The following is a 19,383-nucleotide window of genomic DNA, read 5'->3' as shown; positions in this document are numbered from 1 at the left end:
GCCATATCGGGCCTCTCGAGCGGGGTCTGCGTTCGAGAGGATTCAATACGATGACGGTCCGTTATCTTCCATGTCAGGAAGTGGGTTCCCTCGCAGCGGCCTCAGAACGGGAACCGCTCGGCGGCGGCGAGGACGGCCCCGGTGACGGTGGCGACGGTCAGCGCCGACACCCCGGACAGCACGGCCCAGCGTCCGACCTGGTAGCCGATGGGGACGCGGCCCGAGCCCCGTCCCCGGACCGGCCAGGGGGCCCGCAGCGGCGCGGTGCCCGGCGGCTCCTGAGCGGCGTCGGCGAGGGGCGCGTCGCCGCCGGCCGTCCCGGCGGGGCCGAGCCCGACCACCCAGCCGAGCAGTCCGGCGACATCCGCCGGATCGGTCGCGAGGCCGGAGGCGAAGTACCGCACCTCCGCGGCCACCTGGTCCAGGGTGCGGACGGTGTTGCCGAGGCCGACGTGCCCGAGCCACTCGCGCAGGTCGGCGTCCTCGCTCAGGCCGTCCTCGGTCAGGCAGCGGCCGATCTCCGTGCGGGCCAGCAGGTCGGTCTTGGTGACGACGACGGCGACCCGCTTCTGCCGGCCCTGGTCGGGACGCGACCGCAGATCGTTCAGGACCCGCTGCAAGGTGTCGGCGGGGTCCTCCTCCGACGACACCGCCGCGTGGTCGACGAACTCCCGCTCGTCCCCGGTGAGGGTGCGGCGCAGGTGGGGGAGGGCGAACGGGTCCACGATGAACAGCAGCGCCTCACTGTGGTCGAGATAGCGCAGTGACTCGACCTCCGTCGCGCCCGTGTAGTGCTCACCGGCGGGGTCGAACAGGTAGAGGATGCGGCGCGCACCCCCTGGAAGCTCGACGTCCACCATGGTCGCCAGAGGGAGTTCCGGGCCGGTCTTGGCAAGACGTCCGCCGCGCTGGAATTCGCGTATCGCGCCCGCGTACGCCTGCGCGTGCCGCTGCTCGACGAACGACAGCCGTCCGTGGACGGCGCGGGCCTGCGCGTGCAGCGCCCGTATGCCGAGAACCATGAACGTGGTCTTGCCGGCGGCCGGGCCGCCGACGAACGGCAGCGGCTCCACGCGGACGCGCCCGATCCGCTCCGGGAGCCGTCCGCCGCAGTGCGGGCAGTACGCGGCGAGCCGGAAACGGCCGAGCGGGACGGTCGTGGGCAGCCGCGCCCCGCAGCGGCACACGTTCCGGAACGCGCCCCCCGCGCCGGGCGCGAGATGCCGGTGCCGTGCCCCGCATCCGGGGCATTCGTACTCTGGCAGGCCGATCCGCTCGTAACAGAACGGGTGCGGGCATGTCTGGAGGATCCGCCCGTACATCATGAAGCCGCGCTCCACCGCGGCCAGGACGAGCACGCACGCCAGCCACACCGCGAGCCCGACCGCCGCGACCAGCCCGTACAGGACGGTCAGCGCCAGCACGAACACCGAGGCGGGGACGGCGGCGGCGACGATGCCCGCGCACAGCGCCAGCCAGACCGGGAAGACGAAGAACCCCCACGGGCCGCCGAGGAGCGTCCGGGTCAGGTTCACCACGATGCTCCGCGCCGTCCGGTACACCTGCGGGACGACCGTGCGGCTGATCGTCCACCAGTCGCGCCACACCTGGCCGAGCAGGTAGTGCCGGTAGGCGACGTCCGGCGCGGCGACCGGCGACGGGCCCTCCAGGCTGGACGGCGCGAGCGTCCGGCACGCGTGCAGGTAGTACACGCCGAGCGCGGCGGCACCGGCGACCACCAGCGTCCCGGCGAACAGCACCGGGAACACGTACATGAACCCGAGCCACATGGCGCCCAGCCACACGGCGATCAGCAGCAGCACGATGATGGGATGCACGCGCTCAGCCCCCGCCTTCCCCGAGCAGGTCGCGGAGCACGGCGCGCAGCTCCGGGCTGCGCGCCAGGTGCGCGTCGAGCTGCCTGGCGGCGAGCCAGCGCCCGGCCGCCGCCCGCGCCCACTCCTCCAGGGACGGCTCGGCCACGCCGCGCTTGCGCAGCCGCAGCACGACCTCGACCAGGTCGTTGCGCCGCTCGATCTCGCGTCCGAGCAGCGGGGCGCGGCCGGCGCGGGCACGCCCGGCCAGCTCGGCGGTCCACCGTCCGGCGACCCGGGCGCGGACGGGAGCGGGCACGGCCGCCAGCAGCTCCGCCCGGAACCTCGGCGGGCGCCGGGACAGCCGCCGCGCCGCGCCGACGAACGCCTCGTCGGCAAGCTGCCGGGTCGCGCCCTCCGCTGCCGCGATCTCCTCCAGGGCGCGCGCCGTGCGTGCCGGGTCGCCGGTGATCGCCGCCCAGTACGCCCGGACGACGGCGGCGTCGCGTCCGGCGTGCCCGTCCGGCATGACGTCGCGGACCCGCTCGGCGAGCCGCAGCGTCGTCGTGTCGCCGAGGCGCTCCCCGCCGGGGAAGGCCAGCCGCGTGAACGTGCGGGACGGCAACCCGGCCAGCGCGGGATGCGCTCCGTGCGCGTCCAGGAGGTCGGTGCACTCCCCGGCGGACGGCGGCGTCTCCCACACCTCGCGGATCGCCGCGTCGAGATCGGCGCCGTCCAGCCGCAGCAGCTCGCCGGTGACCGCGATCCGGCGCCCCGGGTGCCGCCGGGCGACCGACGTCAGCACCGGGACGGCGACGGACGGCACGGCTCGCAGCCGGCCGGCGTGCCGGTAGAGCAGATCGCAGTTCTCCGGCGTGAGCAGTGCCGCCCGCCCGCCGGCGAGGCCGGCGACCAGCCCGTCCAGCACCGCGTCCCGCAGCCCGGCCGGGGCGTGCTCGTGCACGGTGAGCGCCAGGTCGAGACCCATGGACGGGACGCCGGGCACGAGGTCGCGCCACACCCATTCGGGGATCGCGGCGCCGCGCCGCTCCAGCAGCTCCGCCGCCGCCCGCTCCTCCTCGGCCGTGACGGCCGGGTCGCGCCGGCACAGCGCCAGCAGCGCGGCGGCCCCCTCCCGCGCGGGATCCTCCAGCGGCGCAAGCTCGCCGAGGGCGTCGAGGCCGCCGAGGTCGGCGGCGCGCCAGCAGTCCGCGACGGTCCGCGCGAAGCGGCTCGCCGGCCCGTCCGCGCCGCCCTCGCGCAGGTCGAACGCGGACGCGTGCGAGGCGTGGTGCCGCACGGCGCCCCAGATCGCCGGCGTCGTGCCGACCAGGCGCTGCGCCGCGCCGTCCGGGTCGGCGGTGTAGGTGACGAACGACAGCCGCGCCGCCGCCGCGACCGGCAGCGAGTACGACACGACCGCGATCCAGCGCGCGATCGCCTCGACGTCGTCGGCGACCAGCACGATGCGCCCGTGGCCGCGGCTCAGGACGCCCGCGACGGCGTCGACGAGACGGGCGAGCAGCGCGTACGGATCGGCGGTGCCGGAGACCGGGAGCCAGGCCGCGAGGGCCTCGGGATCGAGGGCGGCGCCCGGGGTCAGCTCGTCCAGCGGGTCGAGGACGTTCTCCGGCGCCGGCGACTGCGTCCAGTGCGCGGCGTGCCACAGCTCAGCGGGCCGCAGCCCCTCCAGCTCGTCCGGCTCCGCCACCACCGCGTGCGCGAAGAAGTTGCCGTAACGCCCTGAATAGTCGCGGCCGAGGTAGCGGCAGCGGAGCAGCAGCGGACGCCCGCCCACCCGGTCGTACAGCAGCGACACCGGGAACAGGCCGAGCTCGGAGTCGTCGGGGGACAGCGGCGCGTCCGGCGGCGGGCGGTACGACAGGTACGGCGTCACGCCCGCCCGGACCCCGTCCGGCAGACCGGGGGTCTCCGCGACGAACTGGAACCCGGCCCGGCCGGTGGGCCCCCGCCGCGCCGACGTGTAGTGCAGCTGCCAGGCCACTACCCACCCCCGGGGCGGACGCCGTCGAGCATCCCGAACCGGTACAGCAGCCACAGCAGCGGATCCTCGGCCCGGTACGGGCGGACGCCGCCCGCGCCGACGCGTCCCTCGTCGGGGACGCCGCCGAGCGCCGACAGCCCGAACAGCGCGTGGCCCGCGTACTGCTGGCCGAGGTAGGTGTCGAGCTGCCCCGCCTGCCAGTCGTGCAGCAGCGCCCGGACCTGCTCGTCCACCGCGTCCCTGTCGTCCAGGTCCAGCACGCCCTGCCCGGACCGCGACCGGTGCAGCGCCGACTGCTCCAGCAGCCCCGGCCGCAGCACGTCGATCTTGGTGAGCGCGACCGCGACCGGCACCGGCAGCGGCTCGCCCGGCCGGGTCCCGTGCCGCTGCCGCAGCGTCTCGGTCACCCGGGCGATGACGTTCAGCGGCTCGCTGCCCGGGTCGTCCCCGGCCGCGCGCGGCCCCGGGACGGCGTCGCGCACGCCCGTCCGCGCGCCCGGCAGCTCCAGCGGGTCGACCAGGAAGATGATCGCGTCGGCGGCCTCCAGGTAGCGCAGATGCAGGTCGGTGACCTCCCTGCTCCGCAGGTCCTCGCCCGCCGTGTCGAACAGCACCAGCGCCAGCGAGTCGTTGCGGGGACGCGAGAAACGCCCCCGCCGCGTTCGCGTCAGCAGGTACACCAGCGGCTCGCGCGGTCCGGTCGCGGCGCTCGCCGTCGTCGGCAGCAGCCGCCGCTCCTCCAGCAGCGGCCGCGCGAAGTCGCGCTTGTACCGCTCGATCGTCCGGTCGTCGCACGCCACGAGCGACGCGTCCAGCTCCGTCCCGACCCGGTTCATCAGCTCGTGCAGGAGGACGGCGATGTAGGTGCTCTTCCCGGCGTTCTTGGCCCCCACGAGGGCGACGATGCGCCCCGGCGAGTCGCAGTACGCGGACGGCAGCGGATTGTGGCACTCCGGACAGGCCCGGTTCCCGGTCGGCAGCCCGCAGCCGGGGCAGTCGGCCCGCCCCTTGCGCCCGGACGCGGCGAACACCGGCGGCAGCGACGCGCCCGCGGTGGACCCCGTGTACTCGGCCAGCTCCTTGTCGAGCACCGGAGCGCAGCCCCGCCGCCGCCCCGCCTGCCCACGGCACCGGAACAGCACCCGCTGCGGCGCCACCGACGCGAAGCAGTAGGGGCAGGTGATGCCCTGCCTGGACGGCACCCCGGGGATCCCCACCCGGGCCAGTGGTCGCGTCATCATGTGACCTGGAGTCGGCGGACGGGAGGGTCGCTCAGCTCGACGCCGTCGTCCTCGGCGAAACAGCGGAGCCAGTACGGCCCGGACGCGTCCGGCGCCGCCAGGGACAGCTCGCCCGGCACGGGCACCTGGTCCCACGCGCCGAGCGTGTCACCGTCGCCCGGACGGTGCGGCATGACCCGCCCGGAGCGCAGCACCAGCGACAGCCGCGCCACCCGCAGCGGGCGGGACGAGGTGAGCCGGATCGTCAGCGACCGGCGCCACGGCGGCCCCGACCGCAGCACGTCGTAGCGGACGATCGCGCGCGCCGCGACCTCCGCGGTCACCGGCGGCCCGGTCACCCGGGCGCCGCCCACGGTCCCGGCCGCCGCGACCGACAGCACGACGGGCGCGTCCTCGGGCACCGGCAGCCGCACCCCGCCCTGCGTGTCGTAGGACGCGCGGGTCACGACCTCGGCGCGCGGCACGCCGGCGACCCGGTAGCCGAGGTCGACCTCGGTGACGTCCGCCGGCCAGTCGAACCCGACGTGCACGTAGTCGCCGCGCCGCTCGGCGACCAGCCGGCGCGGCGGCGGCAGGTTCACGTGCCGGTGGTAGGCGCCGACGGCGGCGGAGCCCTCCGCGACCGTCACCGCGAGCAGCCACCCGCTGGACCCGGGCCGCACCTCCAGTCCGCCCGGGGCCGGGGCGCACGCCAGCCGCCGCGTCTCCCGCCGCACCTCCTCCAGCGGGACGACCGCGCTGCGCGGCCACGGCGGCGGCCCGTCCGACAGGACCAGCTCGACCGCCCCGGTCCCGGGCCGGTCGAAGCGGACCCGCACGAGCCCGGGATCGGACGCGTCGGTCTCGGCGCTCAGCTCGTACACGGGCTCGGGCGGCGCGCTGGGCGTGGCGGACGCCCGCACCCCGTCCGTCGCGAGCTCCCGCCCGGACTCGTCGAGATAGACGGCGCGGATCAGGTAGTGGTGGGTCCGGCCGTTGGGCACCCGCTCCCGGAACCCGTCCCGTCCCGCCTGTACGGCCCGCCCGTCCCGCAGGACGACGACCCGCGCCGCCTCCGCCGGGCACCGCCACCGGCCCGTGACCTGCCCGTCCCCGGCGATCAGCTCGACGTCCCCGGGCTCGGGCCGCACCACGACGGGCCCCACCACGGCGGGCGCCGCCACGCCCTCCCCCCGGACCGCGAACACGCCGTAGTACAGGGGGACGTTCACCGGCGGCCGCTCGTCCAGCTCCCCGCCGACGGTCTCCCCGTCCCGCACGTCCCGCGGAGCCCGCCCGATCCGGCGCACGACGTGATAGCCGATCTCACCCGCCGTGGAGGGCGAGCCCTCCCACGACAGCCGCACCGCCGCCCCGTCGGCCGCGTGGCCCGCCCCGGCGCCGCCGGCGTCGCCCGCGGCGTGGTCGCCCTGCCCCGTCGCGCCTCCAACGCCGCGACCCGGTCGAACGGCCGGTGCGAGGTCGACGTCCGCGCGGAGTGAGGGGACGGGGCGAGGCGGGAGGCGGCGCTGGTGCCGTTCCGCGCCGGGAAGGTCGCGGACGAGGCGGAGGGCGTCGGCGAGGAGGCGGAAGGCGCGGTCCGGGTCGGGCTCGGCGGTGGCGGTCTCGCGGAGGCGGAGGGCCGTGTCGAGACGGTGCCGGGCCTCCGCGGCGAGGACCTCGTCCTCGGGCGGTTCCCCGCGCGGGGACGGGTGCGGGATCTGCGCGGCGTCGGCGAGTTCGGCGGCGGCGTACACGTCGCCCGCGTCGAGGAGGGCGCGGAGGCGGCCCGCGAGGCCGCCGCCCGGGCCCGTCTCGCGGACGACCGCGAACACCAGGCGGCGCGCGTCGCCCTGCTCGACGCCGAGGTCCTCGACGGCGTGCCGGAGCAGGGCGCGTTCGGACGCCCGCTGCCGGAGCCGCTCGCGGAGCCGGTCGACCACGTCGAACAGCAGCAGCGCGTCGGGGTCGGTGCCGGAGCGGAGCGCGGCGAGGATCGTGGCGGCGTGCGTGGTGCTGGTGTCGCGGCTGCGGCGCGCCCACTCGGCGCCGGCCGCCGCCACGGCGGCGCCGTCGAGGCGCAGGTCGCCGCCGGGCGCGGCGAAGCCGTCCAGCAGGCGGATCGGGCCGGTCGGCAGCGAGCCGAACAGGAAGTCGGCGAGGTGCCGCTTGCCGAGGACGTCCAGCGACTCGCGCACCTTCCGGTAGGCGGGGTAGGGCGCGGCGGACGGCAGCGGGTCCGGCTCGCGGATCTCGATGCCGTCGGCGGCGGCCAGCTCGGCCAGCTCGGCACGGGTCACGCCGGCGGCGCGGGCGATGCCCTCCACCTCGGCGGGCGCCGCCATCCGCAGCGTCCCGGCCGCGTCGGCGAGGCGGGCGCGGGCCTGGCCGCGGCGCCGCTCGCTGCGCTCCCGGCCGCCGCGCAGCCGGTGCTCCAGCGGGCGCAGGTCGCCGCGCTCGGCGGCGGAGAACAGCGGGGCCAGCTCGCGGTGCTCGGCCTCCAGCCGGTCGATCAGCTTGCGGTACTTCAGCTGCCCGCGCGCCCGCCGCCAGCACTGCCGGACCTGCTTCACCCGCGCCGCGACGGCGGGCCCGGTGAGTCCGTCGAGCGGTGGCGGGTGGGGGCCGGAGGACGGTGGACCGGCCAGCGCGTACCGGACGCGCAGGTCCTCGGGAGGCTGGTCGCCCGCCGCACGCGCGGGCTCCAGCACCTCCCGCCGGTAGTCGTCGTCGAACGCCACGGGCGCCTCCAGGCAGTCCTTCGCTCAGCTCACCTGGACCCGGGAGAGGGCCTTGCGGGAGCGCTCGACCTCCTCCTCCGACATCCCGCCGACGTCCACCTTCAGCTCCAGCCGCTCGCCGGTCTCCTTCTCCACGGCGGTGACGTTCAGCAGCCCGGACGCGTCGAGCGCGAACGTCACGCCGATCGGCCAGCCCGCCTTCTTGCCCGGCGGGACGCGGATCTCCCCGGTCGCGATCTCGGTATTGTCGATCAGGTCGGCGGACTCGACGACCCCGGCCTGCTCCATCACCCGGATGTCGGCGGACGCCTGGTCGTCGTAGACGGTGAAGAACTCCTCGGTCTTGGCGGCGGGCAGCTCGTCGTTCGCGTGCACGAGGTGCGCGACGTTCTCGGCGCCGGTCTCCCGGTCGACCACGACGATCCCGAAGGCGTGCGAGGCGACCGTCTTGATCTGCCGCCCGGCGATCTGCTTCTGCTGCTCGGCGGACAGGCCGGCCCGGTTCGCCATCTCCTCGGCGCGTTCGGCGGCGCCCTCCCGGACGAGCCGCCGGTAGGTCTCCTCGAACGCGTACAGCGCCGCGCCCTTCGCCACCGCGAGGTCGGGGTCCTGCAGGCGGGGGGCGAGGCCCAGCTCGGTCTCCAGCCGCGCCGCGACCACCGGCATCTTCGTGGACCCGCCGACGAGGACGAGGTCGTCGTAGTCGTCCACGCCCTTGTCGGCGGCGGTCGACAGCGTCCGGCCGGTGATCTCCACGGTGCGGTCGAGGAGGTCCTTGGTCAGCTCCTCCAGCTTCTCCCGCGTCACCTCGACCGCCGCGACCCGCCCGCCGTGCATCACCCGGACCGTCTGCGTCGTGCGCGTGGTGAGCGCCTTCTTGGCGTCCTCGGCGTCGCGGCGGAGCTGCTGCTCGGTCTGCTTGTCGTCGAGCGGGTCGCCCGCGTCGGGATGCTCCTCCCGGAACCGCTCGGCCAGGTACTCCACGAGCCGCGCGTCCCAGTCGGCGCCGCCGAGCTCGTGGTCGCCGTCGGTGCACACGACCTCGATGTGGCCGTCGCGCAGCGCGATGACCGTGGTGTCGAACGTCCCGCCGCCGAGGTCGTACACCAGGATCGTGCGGTTCGCCTCGGGGTTGAGGACGCCGTAGGTGATCGCGGCGGCGATCGGCTCGGACACGATGTCGATGACGTTCAGCCCGGCGATCCGCCCGGCCTTGCGCGTCGCGTCGCGTTCGGCCGCGCCGAAGTACGCCGGGACGGTGATGACGACGTCCCGGGCGTCCTCGCCGGTCGTGGTGCGCGCGTCCGTCGCCAGCTTCAGCAGGATGAAGGCCGAGACCTCCTCCGGCGTGAAGTCGATGCCGTGGATGGGGCGCGTCACGTCCCGGCCCATGTCCCGCTTGACGAGGCTGACGACGTTGTCGGGCTCCAGGACCGCGGTGTCCTTCGCGGTGGCGCCCACGACGACGTTCTCGCCGCTCTCGAAGAAGACGACGGACGGCGTTGTGTCGGTGCCCTCCAGGTTCCGCAGGACCGCGGGCCGCCCTACATCGTCGATGGAGGCAATGCAGGAGTACGTGGTTCCGAGGTCGATCCCGTAGACAGCCATGTCCCTCTCACCTGTCGGTCCCGAGTCCTGAGTTCATCGTCTCGCCACGTCCCGCCCCGCCGTGGCCACGTGAGCCGGCCTTGACGCCCGGCTCCGATCCGTTCGCGCGCGCGTTCTCGTCGAACTTCCCGACGCTGACCGTCGCCTTGCGCAGCACCCTCCCGCCCTGCTCGAACCCGTCGGACTGGACGGCGGTGACGGTGCCGTCCCGCAGCGGGTCCGCGACGGGCGTGACCGCGACCGGGCGGTGCCGGGACGCGTCGTAGGGCGAACCGGGCTCGACCGTGAACCGCTCCACGCCGAGCCGCGCCAGCGCGTCGGCGACGTCGTCGGCCAGCGCCGCCAGCAGCATCGCGGTCTGCCGGGGGCCCGGCGGCTCGGCGAGGTCGGGCGCGGCGAGCCGGTCGGACTCGCGGCGCGCCTGGTCGTGCAGCCGGTACAGCGCGGTGCGGACGGGCTCCAGCATGCCCTGCAGCTCGCCGCGCCGCAGCCGCTGGTTCTCCTCGTGCAAGCGGTCGATGACGGCCTCGCGGTGGGCCGCCCGCTCGTGCTCGCGGTCGAGCCGCGCGGCCAGCCCGGCGAGGGCGTCCCGGACGTCCGCGCGGAACGCCGCGCCGCCGGTCTCGCCGCCCTCCCCGGTATTCGCCTCGTCGCCGGCGGAGGCCGGCTCCGGCACGGCTCCTGAGTCCTCGTTGACTGGGGGTTCCCCGTCCCTCGACACGTGCGGTACCTCAATGCTGGACGGCGTGCGTACGTCAGGTCCGATGATGACCTTGTCTGGACTCTAGTTTGACCGGTACCCGTCATTCCAGCACCGACTTGCGGCATCGTTTTCTCAGGAAGACACCTGTGGGTAACGCCTTGGAAACGGGCGTCGCGGAGGCTGGAGGTCTCGCACGGACACTGGAGGTGCCGATGTTGCTGCGGATACGCGTACGGCTGCCGGATCGTCCCGGATCTCTCGGGCAGGTGGCCCGCACCCTGGGCGCGGCGGGCGCCGACGTCGTGCAGATGGCGGTGCTGGAACGCGGGAACGGGCGTGCGCTGGACGACTTCACCGTCGCGTGGCCCGCCGGCACGGGCATCGAGCGGCTGATGGACGGCCTGGGTTCGGTCCAGGGCGTGGACGTCGTCGGGATCTGGCCGACCGCCGAACCGCAGGGTGCGTTCCCGGACGCGGCCGTGATCGGGCAGGTCGGGGCCGTCCCGGAGCGCGGCATGGAGATCCTCGCCGACGCCGTGCCGGCCCTGCTGAGCGCCGACTGGGCGGGCCTCGCCGAGCCGATGGGGGAGGAGGGCGCGTTCCTCGTGCACGCCAGCGTCGGCGGCGTGTCGGGCGCGGACCTGCCGAACCTGCAGCCGCTCCGCCCGCGCGCGTTCACCGCGCCGGACGGCACGCAGTACGCGCTCTGCCCGCTCGCGATGGGGGCCGTCACCCTCGTCGCCGCCCGGACGGGCGCGCCGCCGTTCCACCGCACGGAGGTCTTCCGCCTGGAGCAGCTCGCCGCCGCCGCGGACGCCGTCCTCTACGGCGTCCCGGCCGGGCAGCCCACCTTCTGACCTGGCCTTCCGGCTGGACGACTCCTGCGCGGCCCCTGCCGGAAGGCCACAAGCAGAGTATCTGGCTCAGTCCAGCAGGGCGAGGACCGCGTCCAGGTCGGTGAGGCACGCGTCGGAGCCGAGCCCCTGGGCGACGGTCGCCGCCGCCGCGGTGCCCCAGCGCGCCGCCTCCAGGACGTCCCGCCCGTGCGCGAGCCCGGTGATGAACCCGGCGCAGTACGCGTCGCCGCAGCCGGTCGTGTCGACCACGTCGACCGGCAGGGCGGGCAGCCGGTGGACGTCCCCGGCGGTCGCGACGAGGCTGCCCTCCGCGCCGAGCGTGACGATCACGGTGCTCGGCCCCCGTCCCAGCAGTGCCCGGGCGGCCTTCTCCGGATCGGTCTCCCCGGTCATCGCGGCGGCCTGCTCCTCGTTCGGCAGGAAGTGGTCGACGTACGGGAGGAAGGCGGCGGCGCCGGTCAGCAGGTCGGGCAGGTTGGACAGCGGATCCATCGTCACGACGGTGCCGGACCGGCGGGCGGCGGCGAGCATGTCGAAGAACGCCGGGTCGTTGAGCCCGAACGTGACGTCCGGCCCGCCGAGGTGCAGCACGCTCGCGGCGGCGATCAGGCCCGGCCCGACCGCGCCCGGGGTGAGGGTCAGGTTCGCGCCGGGGACGTGGAAGCTCGGCCGCCCGCCGTCCGGCCGGATCGGCAGGATCGACGCGCTCGTCTGGTCGGCGGTCCGCCGGACGAGGCCGGTCGCGTCCACGCCGTTCCGCACCATGATCCTGACGAGCAGGTCGCCGAGGTCGTCGTCCCCGATCGCGCCGACCGAGATGACGTCGTTGCCGAGCCTGGCGAGCACGACCGCGGTCCCGGCGGCGGCGCCCGCGGCGGTCACCCGGATCTCCTCCACGACGACGGTGTCCTGGCCGTCCGGGATGCCCTCCACGGGGCGGGCGAGCACGTCCAGGATGTGCGTACCGAGAGTGACAACGGTCATGACAGGCCCCTTAATGATCGTCAGGGCCGTAGCGTACGCGGTGGAGACCGTGGAACGTGAGAGGTATTCGCATGTTGCTGAAGGGTGAACGGCAGGAGTTGTGCGCCATCGGCCGGCGGCTGGCCGGCGCCGGGCTCGTGACCGGAGCGTCGGGCAACATCAGCGTACGGTCGGGGGACCTCGTCGCGGTCACGCCCGGCGGCATGATGCTGGACCGGATGGAGCCCGCCGACTGCCCGGTGGTGAACATGTCCGCCCGGCTCGTGGAGGGAGAGCGGGCGCCGTCGTCCGAGACGCCCATGCACCTCGCGCTCTACGAAGCGACCCCGGCGGCGGCGATCGTGCACACGCACTCGACGTACGGCGCCGTCGTGGCGACGACCATGTCCGAGCTGCCGCCGATCCACTACAACACCCTGCTGCTGGGCGGCGTGGTGAAGGTCGCCGAGTACGCCACCTACGGGACGCCCGAGCTGGCGGAGAACGTCCGGGAAGCCATGGCGGGCGGGAAGCGCGCCGCGCTGATGGCCAACCACGGCGGGGTCGCGATCGGGCGCGACCTGGACGAGGCGTTCGAGAACGCCCGCCTCCTGGAGTGGCTGTGCGGCGTCTACGTGCGGGCCAAGGCGATCGGCGAGCCGCGCGTCCTGACGGAGGCCGAGCTGGCGAAGGTGGTCGAGCGCGGCCTCGCGCCCCCGGAGTTCCCGCGCATGTAACCTAGCGCTTGTTAGGTTCACTCCGGGAGGCCCGCTTTGCCCTTCGTGCTGATCGACAAGCCGCGCCCGCACATCACCCTCATCACGCTGAACCGGCCCGAGCGCATGAACGCGATGGCGTTCGACGTGATGGTCCCGTTCCGCGAGGCCCTCGAAGAGGTGAGCCGCGACAACGACACCCGCGCCGTCGTCATCACCGGCGCCGGGCGCGGCTTCTGCTCCGGCGCCGACCTGGAGAACCCCGGCCACCTCCCCGGCATCGACGGGCTGACGCTCCCCACCATCGCCCTCCGCTCGATGGAACTGCTCGACGACGTGATCCGCGCGATGCGCCGCGTCCACCAGCCGGTCATCGCGGCGGTCAACGGCCCGGCGATCGGCGGCGGCCTCTGCCTGTCGCTGGCCGCCGACATCCGGATCGGCGCGGAGAGCGCGCTGTTCCGCGCCGCCGGGATCAACAACGGCCTGACGGCGAGCGAGCTCGGCCTCAGCTACCTGCTGCCGCGCGCGATCGGCGCGTCCCGCGCCTTCGAGATGATGCTGTCCGGGCGGGACGTGGACGCCGTCGAGGCCGAGCGCATCGGGCTGCTCTCCCGCGTCGTCCCGGCCGACAAGCTGCTCGACGCCGGTTACGAGCTGGCCGAGCGGATCGCGGCGTTCAGCCGTCCCGGCGTCGAGCTGACCAAGCGGATGCTGTGGTCCAGCCTGGACGCCGCGAGCCTCGACGCGCACATGGGCCAGGAGGGCCTCGCCCAGCTCTACGTCCGCCTCACCACCCACAACTTCGAAGAGGCCATCAAGGCCCGCAAGGAGCACCGCCCCCCGGACTTCCAGGACTGAGCCGTGGCCCGGGGCCGAGACCGCTGCCCGGGGCTGAACCGTGGCAGGGTGAGAACGTGCCGAAGCTCTCGCCGGACGACGCGCGCCGGCTGCTGGCGACCGTCCCGGTCGTGCGCCTGGCGACCGTGGGGGAGGACGAGCGGCCGCATCTCGTCCCCGTGACGTTCGCCGTCCACCGGGGCAGTGTCTACACGGCCGTGGATCACAAGCCGAAGAGCACGCGGGATCTGCGGCGACTGGCCAACATCCGCGCCAACCCCCGCGTCGCGCTGCTGGCCGACCACTATGAGGACGACTGGGACCGCCTCTGGTGGGTCCGCGTCGACGGTCACGCCCACGTCGTCGACGATCCAGCGCAGATGGCCGAACCAGTCGCGCTCCTCGCGGAGCGCTACGTCCAGTACCGCGACCGCCCGCCCGAGGGCCCGGTCATCGCGATCACGATCCAAGCCTGGACGGGCTGGTCGGCGTCCTAGCCAGGGGCCTGGTCTCAGAGGGACCGCTGGAAGGCCGTGACCGCCTCGGCGATCTCCTCGGGGAACTCGACGTGCGGGTGGTGCCCGGCCCCGTCCAGGAGGACGACCTGCCCGTTCAGCTTCCGCGCGACCCAGTCGGCCTCGGCGGCCGGGTCGGGCCAGTCGATGTCGCCCGTCCCCATGATGACGAGCACGGGCGCCTGCACCCGGTCGAGCCGCACCTCGGCCTCGGCGTGCGACATGCTGAGGTAGTCGGCGATGACCTTGCCGCGGCCCGGCTCCTTGAAGTTGGCCTTCAGCTTCGCCTTGTGCTCGGCGAAGTCGGCCGGGGGCTTGGGCTCCCACTTCGGGTAGTACGACATGTAGAGCGGCACCGCCAGGCCGGGGATCCGCATGAGGGCCGCGGTGAGCTTCAGCGCGAACCCGCCGTCGCCGTCCCGGACGAACGGCGCCGCCAGCACGAGGCCCTTGATCAGTTCGGGCGCCTCGGCCGCGACCCAGACGGCGGCCGCCGCGCCGTTCGAGCAGCCGTAGACCAGGGCGGGCCCGGCGTCCAGGTGCCGCAGCAGCGCCAGGAGGTCGTGGGCGAGGGGCGTACTGCCGTACTCGGGCCACCGCGCGCTGGTCTCGCCCATGCCGCGCTGGTCGACGGTGACGACCCGGTAGCCGGCCTCGAGCAGCAGGGGCCGCAGGAACCGGTACTGCGACCGGAGGTCGAGCATCGACGGCAGGCACACGATCAGCGGGCCGTCGCCGCTGTCGTCGTAGGCGAGCCGCCCGTCGGGAAGGCCGAGGTACCGGGTCTCGCTCATCGCGCACTCCTTGAATGTTTGTAGCTCTATGGCTAATGAACTTAGCCATAGCGATGGAGTGAGTCAAGAGCGGTGCTCTCGGAAAGCGGTGCTCTCGGAACTCAGTCCCAGGCTTCGCCGATCCTCGCCAGGTCGCCGGCGTACTCGATGCGGGCGGACCACTCCCGCGGCCAGGCGTCCATGCCGAGGTGGGCGCCGGCGAAGGCCCCGGCCAGGCAGGCGATCGAGTCGGAGTCGCCGGAGCTGGCAGCGCCGCGGCGGATCGCCCCGACCGGATCGTCCGGGAAGAGCAGGAAGCAGAGCAGCCCCGTGGCGAGGGCCTCCTCGGCCACCCAGCCCGCGCCGGTGGCCCCGCAGGGGTCGGACGTGCGGTCGCCGCGCGCGACGGCCTCGTCCAGGCGGTCGAGGACGGCCAGGCACTCGTCCCAGCCGCGCGCGATGAACGTCTCCGCGGCGTCCACGCCGGGCCGCCGCCACAGGTCGCCGAGCCAGCGCTCGTGGTAGGTGGTGCGCTGGTCGTGGCAGCGGGCGCGGAGCGATCCGGGCAGGTCGGACGGGTCCGTGCCGTCGGCCAGCAGCCGGACGGCGAACGCCGTCAGCTCGCTGGCCGCCAGCCCGGTCGGATGGCCGTGGGTGAGGGCGGCCTGGAGCTGGGACGCGCCCGCCCGGGTCTCGTCCGACAGGCCGGGGGCCAGCCCGACCGGCGCCACCCGCATGTTCGCGCCGCAGCCCTTGGAACCCGTCACGGTGGCCTCCACCCACGGCTTCCCGGCGGCCAGGCCCCGGCATGCCCGCAGGCACGTGTTGCCGGGCGCGCGGTCGTTGTCGGGGCTGTCGAGCCAGTCGACGAACCGCCGCCGCCACATCGGGGTGATCAGGTCGGGCGTGAACGGCGGGTTCGCCAGGGCGTCCAGGATCGCGAGGCCGACCGCGATCGCCATCTGCGTGTCGTCGGTGACGAGCGCCGGATCGCCGTCGGGCCGCGCGGGCCCGTGGTCGCCGAAACGCCGCCGGATCTGCTTCATGGAGAGGAACTCGGTCGGCGCGCCCAGGGAATCCCCGTACGCCAGCCCGAACATCGCCCCGCTAGCCCGTTTCATAGCGGGCATTCTTCCTCAAACGGCACGCTGGAAGCGGCCCGGCGTCAGGCCGTAGCAGCGGACGAACCAGCGCGTCAGATGGCTCTGGTCAGCGAAACCCGTGGCGGCCGCGACGTCCCCGATCGCCTCGCCCCGGGCGAGCCGGCGCCGGGCCGCGCGGAGGCGGAGCTGGCGCTGGTAGTCGCTCGGCCCCATCCCGTACGCCCGCCGGAACCCCCGGTAGAGCGCGAACCGGCTGCACCCGGCCGCCTCGGCCAGTTCGTCGGCGCCGATGTCGTCCAGGTAGGCCTCCGCGAGACGCCGCCTGGCCCGCTCGACGAAGCCGCCCGCTTCCGAGGCGCCCGGACGCCGCGTGGCGGCCCGGTCGACCATCGCCCCGACCGTCGCGGTCAGCAGCTCGTCCCGCCGCAGGGCGGGCGCGCCGCCGAGCAGCGCCGCGTGCAGCCCGCGCAGGTTCCGCGCCAGGACGGGATCGTCGACGACGGGAGAGCCGAACAGCGGCAGCCCGGCCGTCCGGCCCGCCATGTCGGCCAGCACCTCCGACACCAGATCCGGCCCGATGTGGACCATCCGGTAGGTGAAGCCCAGCTCGTCGGCGGCGTGTCCGTCGTGCGGATCGTCGGGGTTGAAGGCGATGACCATCCCGGCCGCGCTCGTGTGGGCGCCGCCCCGGCAGCGGAACGCCTGGTAGCCGTCCTCGGTCACGCCGAACGAGTACGTCTCGTGGCTGTGCCGGTGGTAGACGTGCCGCACGAAGTGGGCGTGCATCGCCTCCAGGGGACGGTCGGACGACCGCCAGTACCGGCTCCAGTCCACGTGCCCCAGTCTGGCGCACGAGCGTTCAAGACGGGCCGCCGCCGTCCCCGGCACCCTGGTCCGCATGCGCTTCGACACCAAGATCGGGATCGTGGTCCGGGACGACCTGGCCGCGTGGCAGCGGCTCAACGTGACCGCGTTCCTCGCCGGCGCCGTGGCGGGCGGCGTGCCCGGCATCATCGGCGAACCGTACGAGGACGCGTCCGGGAACCGGTACCTGGCGATGTTCCGGCAGCCCGTCCTGGTCTACGAGGGCGGCGCCGGAGACGTCCTGAAGGCCCACGCCCGCGCTCTCGCCCGCGAGATGGACATCGCCGTCTACATCGAGGACATGTTCAAGACCGGACACGATGAGGCCAACCGCGAGACCGTCCGCGCGGTCACCGCAGAGGAGATGCCCCTGGTCGGGTTCGCCGTCCACGGCCCGAAGAACGGCGTGGACAAGGTCCTCAAGGGGTTGAGGCTTCACCCGTGAGCCCGGCGAGCGCGGCCAGCCGCTGGAGATGCCGGTCGGGCGCGCCGAAAAGCTGCCGCGACCCCTGGGCGCGCTTGAAGTACAGGTGCGCGTCGTGCTCCCACGTGAACCCGATGCCGCCGTGGAGCTGGATGGCCTCGCCCGCCGTGTGGAAGTAGGCGTCCGAGCAGTACGCCTTCGCCAGCGCGGCGGCGGCCGGCAGCTCCCCCGGGCTCTCGTCCGCGGCGCCGGCCGCGTTCAGCACCGCCGAGCGCGCCGACTCCACCAGCACGAACATGTCCGCGCACCGGTGCTTGATCGCCTGGAACGACCCGATCGGACGCCCGAACTGGTGCCGCACCTTCGCGTACTCGACGGTCATGTCGAGGGTCTGCTGGGCGCCCCCGAGCTGCTCGGCGGCCAGCGCCACGGCCGCGATGTCGAGCGCCCGCCGCAGCGCGTCCGGCCCGCCGACCTTCCTGGCCGGGACGCCGTCGAACTCGATCCGCGCGAGCTTCCGCGTCTGATCGAGAGTCGGCATGAGGGTCCGGGTGAGCGGCGACACGTCTTCCACGGCATAGACCCCGACCCCGTCCTGCCCACGGGCCGCGACGAGGACCAGATCGGCGACATGCCCGTCCAGGACGAAGCTCTTCGTCCCCCGGAGCGCCCCGCCGGCGAACGTTGCCTCGACCGCGTCGGGATCCCAGGACCCGGCGTCCTCGGCTACGGCCAGCGTCGCGATGGTGGACCCGTCCGCGATGCCCGCGAGCAGGTCGTGCCCGCCCTCACCGGCCTCCAGCGCCGCCGCGGCCGTGATCGTCGCGAGGAACGGCGCGCACACGACCGCCCGTCCCATCTCCTCGAACACCACGGCCAGCTCCCGCACCCCGAACCCGGCGCCGCCGTGCTCCTCGCCGATCGCGAGGCCCTGCAGCCCGAGCTGCTCGGCCATCTGCGCCCAGACCTTGGGGTCGTAGCCCTCGGCGGTCTCCATCAGCCGCCGCACCTCGGCGGCGGGGGACCGGTCGGCGAAGAACCGCCGCAGCGCGTCCCGCAGCTCCCGCTGTTCCTCGGTGACGACGAGCTTCATTTCCGGCGGCCTCCCACACGTGTCCCAGGCTTACCGGGCCATCGTGCCGCGCGCCGGCCGCCCTTCTCACCGGCGTTCCCATCCAGCGGGACGGTCAGGGAGCCCAGTCGTGCGGCCCGAGCACGTACCCCTTGCTGGTCGAGTGCAGGTGGTTGATCGACACGAGGTGGCCGAGCGCGGCCCACAGATCCTCGTCGGGCGCCTCGACGAGCGCCCCGATGGTCTCGAAGTCGGCCGCGCCCTGCTCCTTGTCGATCTCCGCCACGGTCTCGTACACGATCAGCTCGAAGTCCGACAGCTCCTGGACGTCCCCACGCCTGACATCTCGCTCATCCATATACGAACCGTGCCCACTCCGACCCGTTCTATCTGCCCTGCACGAGGCGTGAGCCGTAGGCTGGGAGCGCAAGGTCCGGTTGCTACGTTCTGTATGCGAAGGGTGGCGCTCTGCTCATAGGCTCGTTCGCGAGGGAAGGAGCAGGGCATGAGTGTGATGGTTCATGAGCCCCTGTCGTACGAAGACGACGACGTTCTCCTGGAAGGTTTCCTCGCCCTCGACACCCCGGAGGGCTTCCGAGCCGAACTGATCGACGGAGAGATCGTCGTGACCCCACCCCCCCTGGGCGACCATGAGGATTGGATCGCTGAAATCTCCCTGCAGATCGTCCGGGACTCCCCTCGGCGCTTCCATTGGGCCGGCCAGAAGGGGCTGATCATTCCTGGCGGCGCCGGACAGCAGGACAGCCGCGTGATCCCGGACATGGTCATCGCACCCGCCGAGCTGCGTCTCTTCCGGGGTGCTGCCGAATGGATGCGGGCCGAGTCCGGGGGGATCGCGATGGTCGTGGAGGTCACGTCCTCCAGGCCGGAACGGGACCGAAGCGGCAAACGGACCGGGTACGCGCGCTCGGGCATCCCGTTCTACCTGCTGGTGGATCGGGAGGAGGAAACGGTGACGCTGTTCACCGGGACGGACGGTGTCGACTACAGGCACACGGACCAGGTGGTCTTCGGGAAGACGCTGCCCCTGCCGGAGCCGTTCGAGATCGAGCTGGACACCTCGGGATTCGCCTGACCCTGTCAGCGGACGGCCGTCGGGAACCGGAGTCGGCCATGGCCCCGGTTCCCGGGTGTACCGCGTGAC

At 74.1% G+C, this 19,383-nt stretch carries 18 protein-coding genes; 6 read left to right on the top strand and 12 right to left on the bottom strand.

Annotated elements, in window-relative coordinates; all coding sequences use genetic code 11:
• Positions 1-101 precede the first annotated feature (101 nt).
• From SM418_RS03520 to grpE, 6 genes are read right to left on the bottom strand one after another with little or no spacing between them, the layout of a single operon-like run.
• Entirely contained in the window at positions 102-1,838 is a 1,737-nt protein-coding gene (locus SM418_RS03520; RefSeq protein WP_371939043.1) for a TRAFAC clade GTPase domain-containing protein, read from the bottom strand.
• A gap of 4 nt (positions 1,839-1,842) precedes the next feature.
• Positions 1,843-3,819 carry a GAP1-N2 domain-containing protein gene (locus SM418_RS03515; RefSeq protein WP_371939042.1) on the bottom strand — a complete coding sequence of 659 codons (1,977 nt, stop codon included), beginning with the start codon at positions 3,817-3,819 and terminating at the stop codon, positions 1,843-1,845.
• Positions 3,819-5,060 carry a TRAFAC clade GTPase domain-containing protein gene (locus SM418_RS03510; protein ID WP_371939041.1) on the bottom strand — a complete coding sequence of 414 codons (1,242 nt, stop codon included), beginning with the start codon at positions 5,058-5,060 and terminating at the stop codon, positions 3,819-3,821. The genes SM418_RS03515 and SM418_RS03510 overlap by 1 nt, the downstream gene beginning before the upstream one ends.
• Complete coding sequence (locus tag SM418_RS03505) at positions 5,057-7,780, bottom strand: SaeA-related protein (protein WP_371939040.1); 2,724 nt, start codon at positions 7,778-7,780, stop codon at positions 5,057-5,059. The genes SM418_RS03510 and SM418_RS03505 overlap by 4 nt, the downstream gene beginning before the upstream one ends.
• Before the next feature lie 24 nt (positions 7,781-7,804).
• A complete protein-coding gene (locus SM418_RS03500; protein WP_371939039.1) occupies positions 7,805-9,388 on the bottom strand; it encodes an Hsp70 family protein in 1,584 nt (527 codons plus the stop codon).
• Between the two features lie 7 nt (positions 9,389-9,395).
• Positions 9,396-10,064, bottom strand: a complete 669-nt coding sequence (grpE, locus tag SM418_RS03495; RefSeq protein ID WP_371939038.1) for a nucleotide exchange factor GrpE — start codon at positions 10,062-10,064, stop codon at positions 9,396-9,398.
• 239 nt (positions 10,065-10,303) lie between these two features.
• Here grpE and SM418_RS03490 point away from each other — a divergent pair, with 239 nt between their 5' ends.
• Positions 10,304-10,948 (top strand): ACT domain-containing protein, encoded by a 645-nt coding sequence (locus tag SM418_RS03490; protein ID WP_371939037.1) that lies wholly within the window; start codon positions 10,304-10,306, stop codon positions 10,946-10,948.
• 66 nt (positions 10,949-11,014) lie between these two features.
• On the opposite strand, the gene SM418_RS03485 is transcribed toward SM418_RS03490, so the two are convergent.
• Positions 11,015-11,932, bottom strand: a complete 918-nt coding sequence (locus SM418_RS03485) for a carbohydrate kinase family protein (protein WP_371939036.1) — start codon at positions 11,930-11,932, stop codon at positions 11,015-11,017.
• Between the two features lie 71 nt (positions 11,933-12,003).
• On the opposite strand from SM418_RS03485, the gene SM418_RS03480 reads away from it, so the two are divergent.
• The 3 genes from SM418_RS03480 to SM418_RS03470 are packed head-to-tail and all read left to right on the top strand — an operon-like array spanning position 12,004 to position 13,964.
• A complete protein-coding gene (locus SM418_RS03480) occupies positions 12,004-12,648 on the top strand; it encodes a class II aldolase/adducin family protein (protein ID WP_371939035.1) in 645 nt (214 codons plus the stop codon).
• A gap of 45 nt (positions 12,649-12,693) precedes the next feature.
• Positions 12,694-13,488, top strand: a complete 795-nt coding sequence (locus tag SM418_RS03475) for an enoyl-CoA hydratase (protein WP_371939649.1) — start codon at positions 12,694-12,696, stop codon at positions 13,486-13,488.
• Positions 13,489-13,544: 56 nt separating this feature from the next.
• A complete protein-coding gene (locus SM418_RS03470; RefSeq protein WP_371939034.1) occupies positions 13,545-13,964 on the top strand; it encodes a TIGR03668 family PPOX class F420-dependent oxidoreductase in 420 nt (139 codons plus the stop codon).
• 14 nt (positions 13,965-13,978) lie between these two features.
• On the opposite strand, the gene SM418_RS03465 is transcribed toward SM418_RS03470, so the two are convergent.
• From SM418_RS03465 to SM418_RS03455, 3 genes are all read right to left on the bottom strand, one after another.
• Positions 13,979-14,776 carry an alpha/beta fold hydrolase gene (locus SM418_RS03465; RefSeq protein WP_371939033.1) on the bottom strand — a complete coding sequence of 266 codons (798 nt, stop codon included), beginning with the start codon at positions 14,774-14,776 and terminating at the stop codon, positions 13,979-13,981.
• A 101-nt stretch (positions 14,777-14,877) separates the two neighbouring features.
• Positions 14,878-15,876 (bottom strand): ADP-ribosylglycohydrolase family protein, encoded by a 999-nt coding sequence (locus SM418_RS03460; RefSeq protein ID WP_371939032.1) that lies wholly within the window; start codon positions 15,874-15,876, stop codon positions 14,878-14,880.
• A gap of 15 nt (positions 15,877-15,891) precedes the next feature.
• The gene (locus SM418_RS03455; RefSeq protein ID WP_371939031.1) at positions 15,892-16,692 is read right to left on the bottom strand and encodes an AraC family transcriptional regulator; all 801 of its coding nucleotides are present in this window, start codon (positions 16,690-16,692) and stop codon (positions 15,892-15,894) included.
• Positions 16,693-16,756: 64 nt separating this feature from the next.
• On the opposite strand from SM418_RS03455, the gene SM418_RS03450 reads away from it, so the two are divergent.
• On the top strand, positions 16,757-17,167 hold the full coding sequence (locus tag SM418_RS03450) for a DUF2000 family protein (RefSeq protein ID WP_371939030.1): 411 nt from the start codon (positions 16,757-16,759) through the stop codon (positions 17,165-17,167).
• On the opposite strand, the gene SM418_RS03445 is transcribed toward SM418_RS03450, so the two are convergent.
• Together SM418_RS03445 and SM418_RS03440 are read right to left on the bottom strand one after the other, a co-directional pair.
• Positions 17,142-18,239, bottom strand: coding sequence for an acyl-CoA dehydrogenase family protein (locus SM418_RS03445; RefSeq protein WP_371939029.1), 1,098 nt, complete (start codon positions 18,237-18,239; stop codon positions 17,142-17,144). The genes SM418_RS03450 and SM418_RS03445 overlap by 26 nt on opposite strands.
• 94 nt (positions 18,240-18,333) lie before the next feature.
• The gene (locus SM418_RS03440) at positions 18,334-18,576 is read right to left on the bottom strand and encodes a hypothetical protein (RefSeq protein ID WP_371939028.1); all 243 of its coding nucleotides are present in this window, start codon (positions 18,574-18,576) and stop codon (positions 18,334-18,336) included.
• Between the two features lie 147 nt (positions 18,577-18,723).
• On the opposite strand from SM418_RS03440, the gene SM418_RS03435 reads away from it, so the two are divergent.
• Positions 18,724-19,314: a Uma2 family endonuclease gene (locus SM418_RS03435; protein ID WP_371939027.1), complete on the top strand. Its 591-nt coding sequence runs from the start codon at positions 18,724-18,726 to the stop codon at positions 19,312-19,314.
• Positions 19,315-19,383 lie beyond the last annotated feature (69 nt).

Origin of the sequence: Actinomadura chokoriensis (genome assembly GCF_041463665.1) — a bacterium.
GTDB lineage: Bacteria > Actinomycetota > Actinomycetes > Streptosporangiales > Streptosporangiaceae > Spirillospora > Spirillospora chokoriensis_A.
This window is presented reverse-complemented; position numbering and strand designations above follow the sequence as displayed.

Excerpts from the sequence above, each read along its gene's own strand:
- SM418_RS03490 (WP_371939037.1), top strand. The coding sequence starts at position 10,304 with ATGTTGCTGCGGATACGCGTACGGCTGCCGGATCGTCCCGGATCTCTC.
- SM418_RS03480 (WP_371939035.1), top strand. The coding sequence starts at position 12,004 with ATGTTGCTGAAGGGTGAACGGCAGGAGTTGTGCGCCATCGGCCGGCGG.
- SM418_RS03460 (WP_371939032.1), bottom strand. The coding sequence starts at position 15,876 with ATGAAACGGGCTAGCGGGGCGATGTTCGGGCTGGCGTACGGGGATTCC.
- SM418_RS03440 (WP_371939028.1), bottom strand. The coding sequence starts at position 18,576 with ATGGATGAGCGAGATGTCAGGCGTGGGGACGTCCAGGAGCTGTCGGAC.
- SM418_RS03450 (WP_371939030.1), top strand. The coding sequence starts at position 16,757 with ATGCGCTTCGACACCAAGATCGGGATCGTGGTCCGGGACGACCTGGCC.
- SM418_RS03445 (WP_371939029.1), bottom strand. The coding sequence starts at position 18,239 with ATGAAGCTCGTCGTCACCGAGGAACAGCGGGAGCTGCGGGACGCGCTG.
- SM418_RS03500 (WP_371939039.1), bottom strand. The coding sequence starts at position 9,388 with ATGGCTGTCTACGGGATCGACCTCGGAACCACGTACTCCTGCATTGCC.
- SM418_RS03465 (WP_371939033.1), bottom strand. The coding sequence starts at position 14,776 with ATGAGCGAGACCCGGTACCTCGGCCTTCCCGACGGGCGGCTCGCCTAC.
- SM418_RS03435 (WP_371939027.1), top strand. The coding sequence starts at position 18,724 with ATGAGTGTGATGGTTCATGAGCCCCTGTCGTACGAAGACGACGACGTT.
- SM418_RS03485 (WP_371939036.1), bottom strand. The coding sequence starts at position 11,932 with ATGACCGTTGTCACTCTCGGTACGCACATCCTGGACGTGCTCGCCCGC.
- SM418_RS03510 (WP_371939041.1), bottom strand. The coding sequence starts at position 5,060 with ATGATGACGCGACCACTGGCCCGGGTGGGGATCCCCGGGGTGCCGTCC.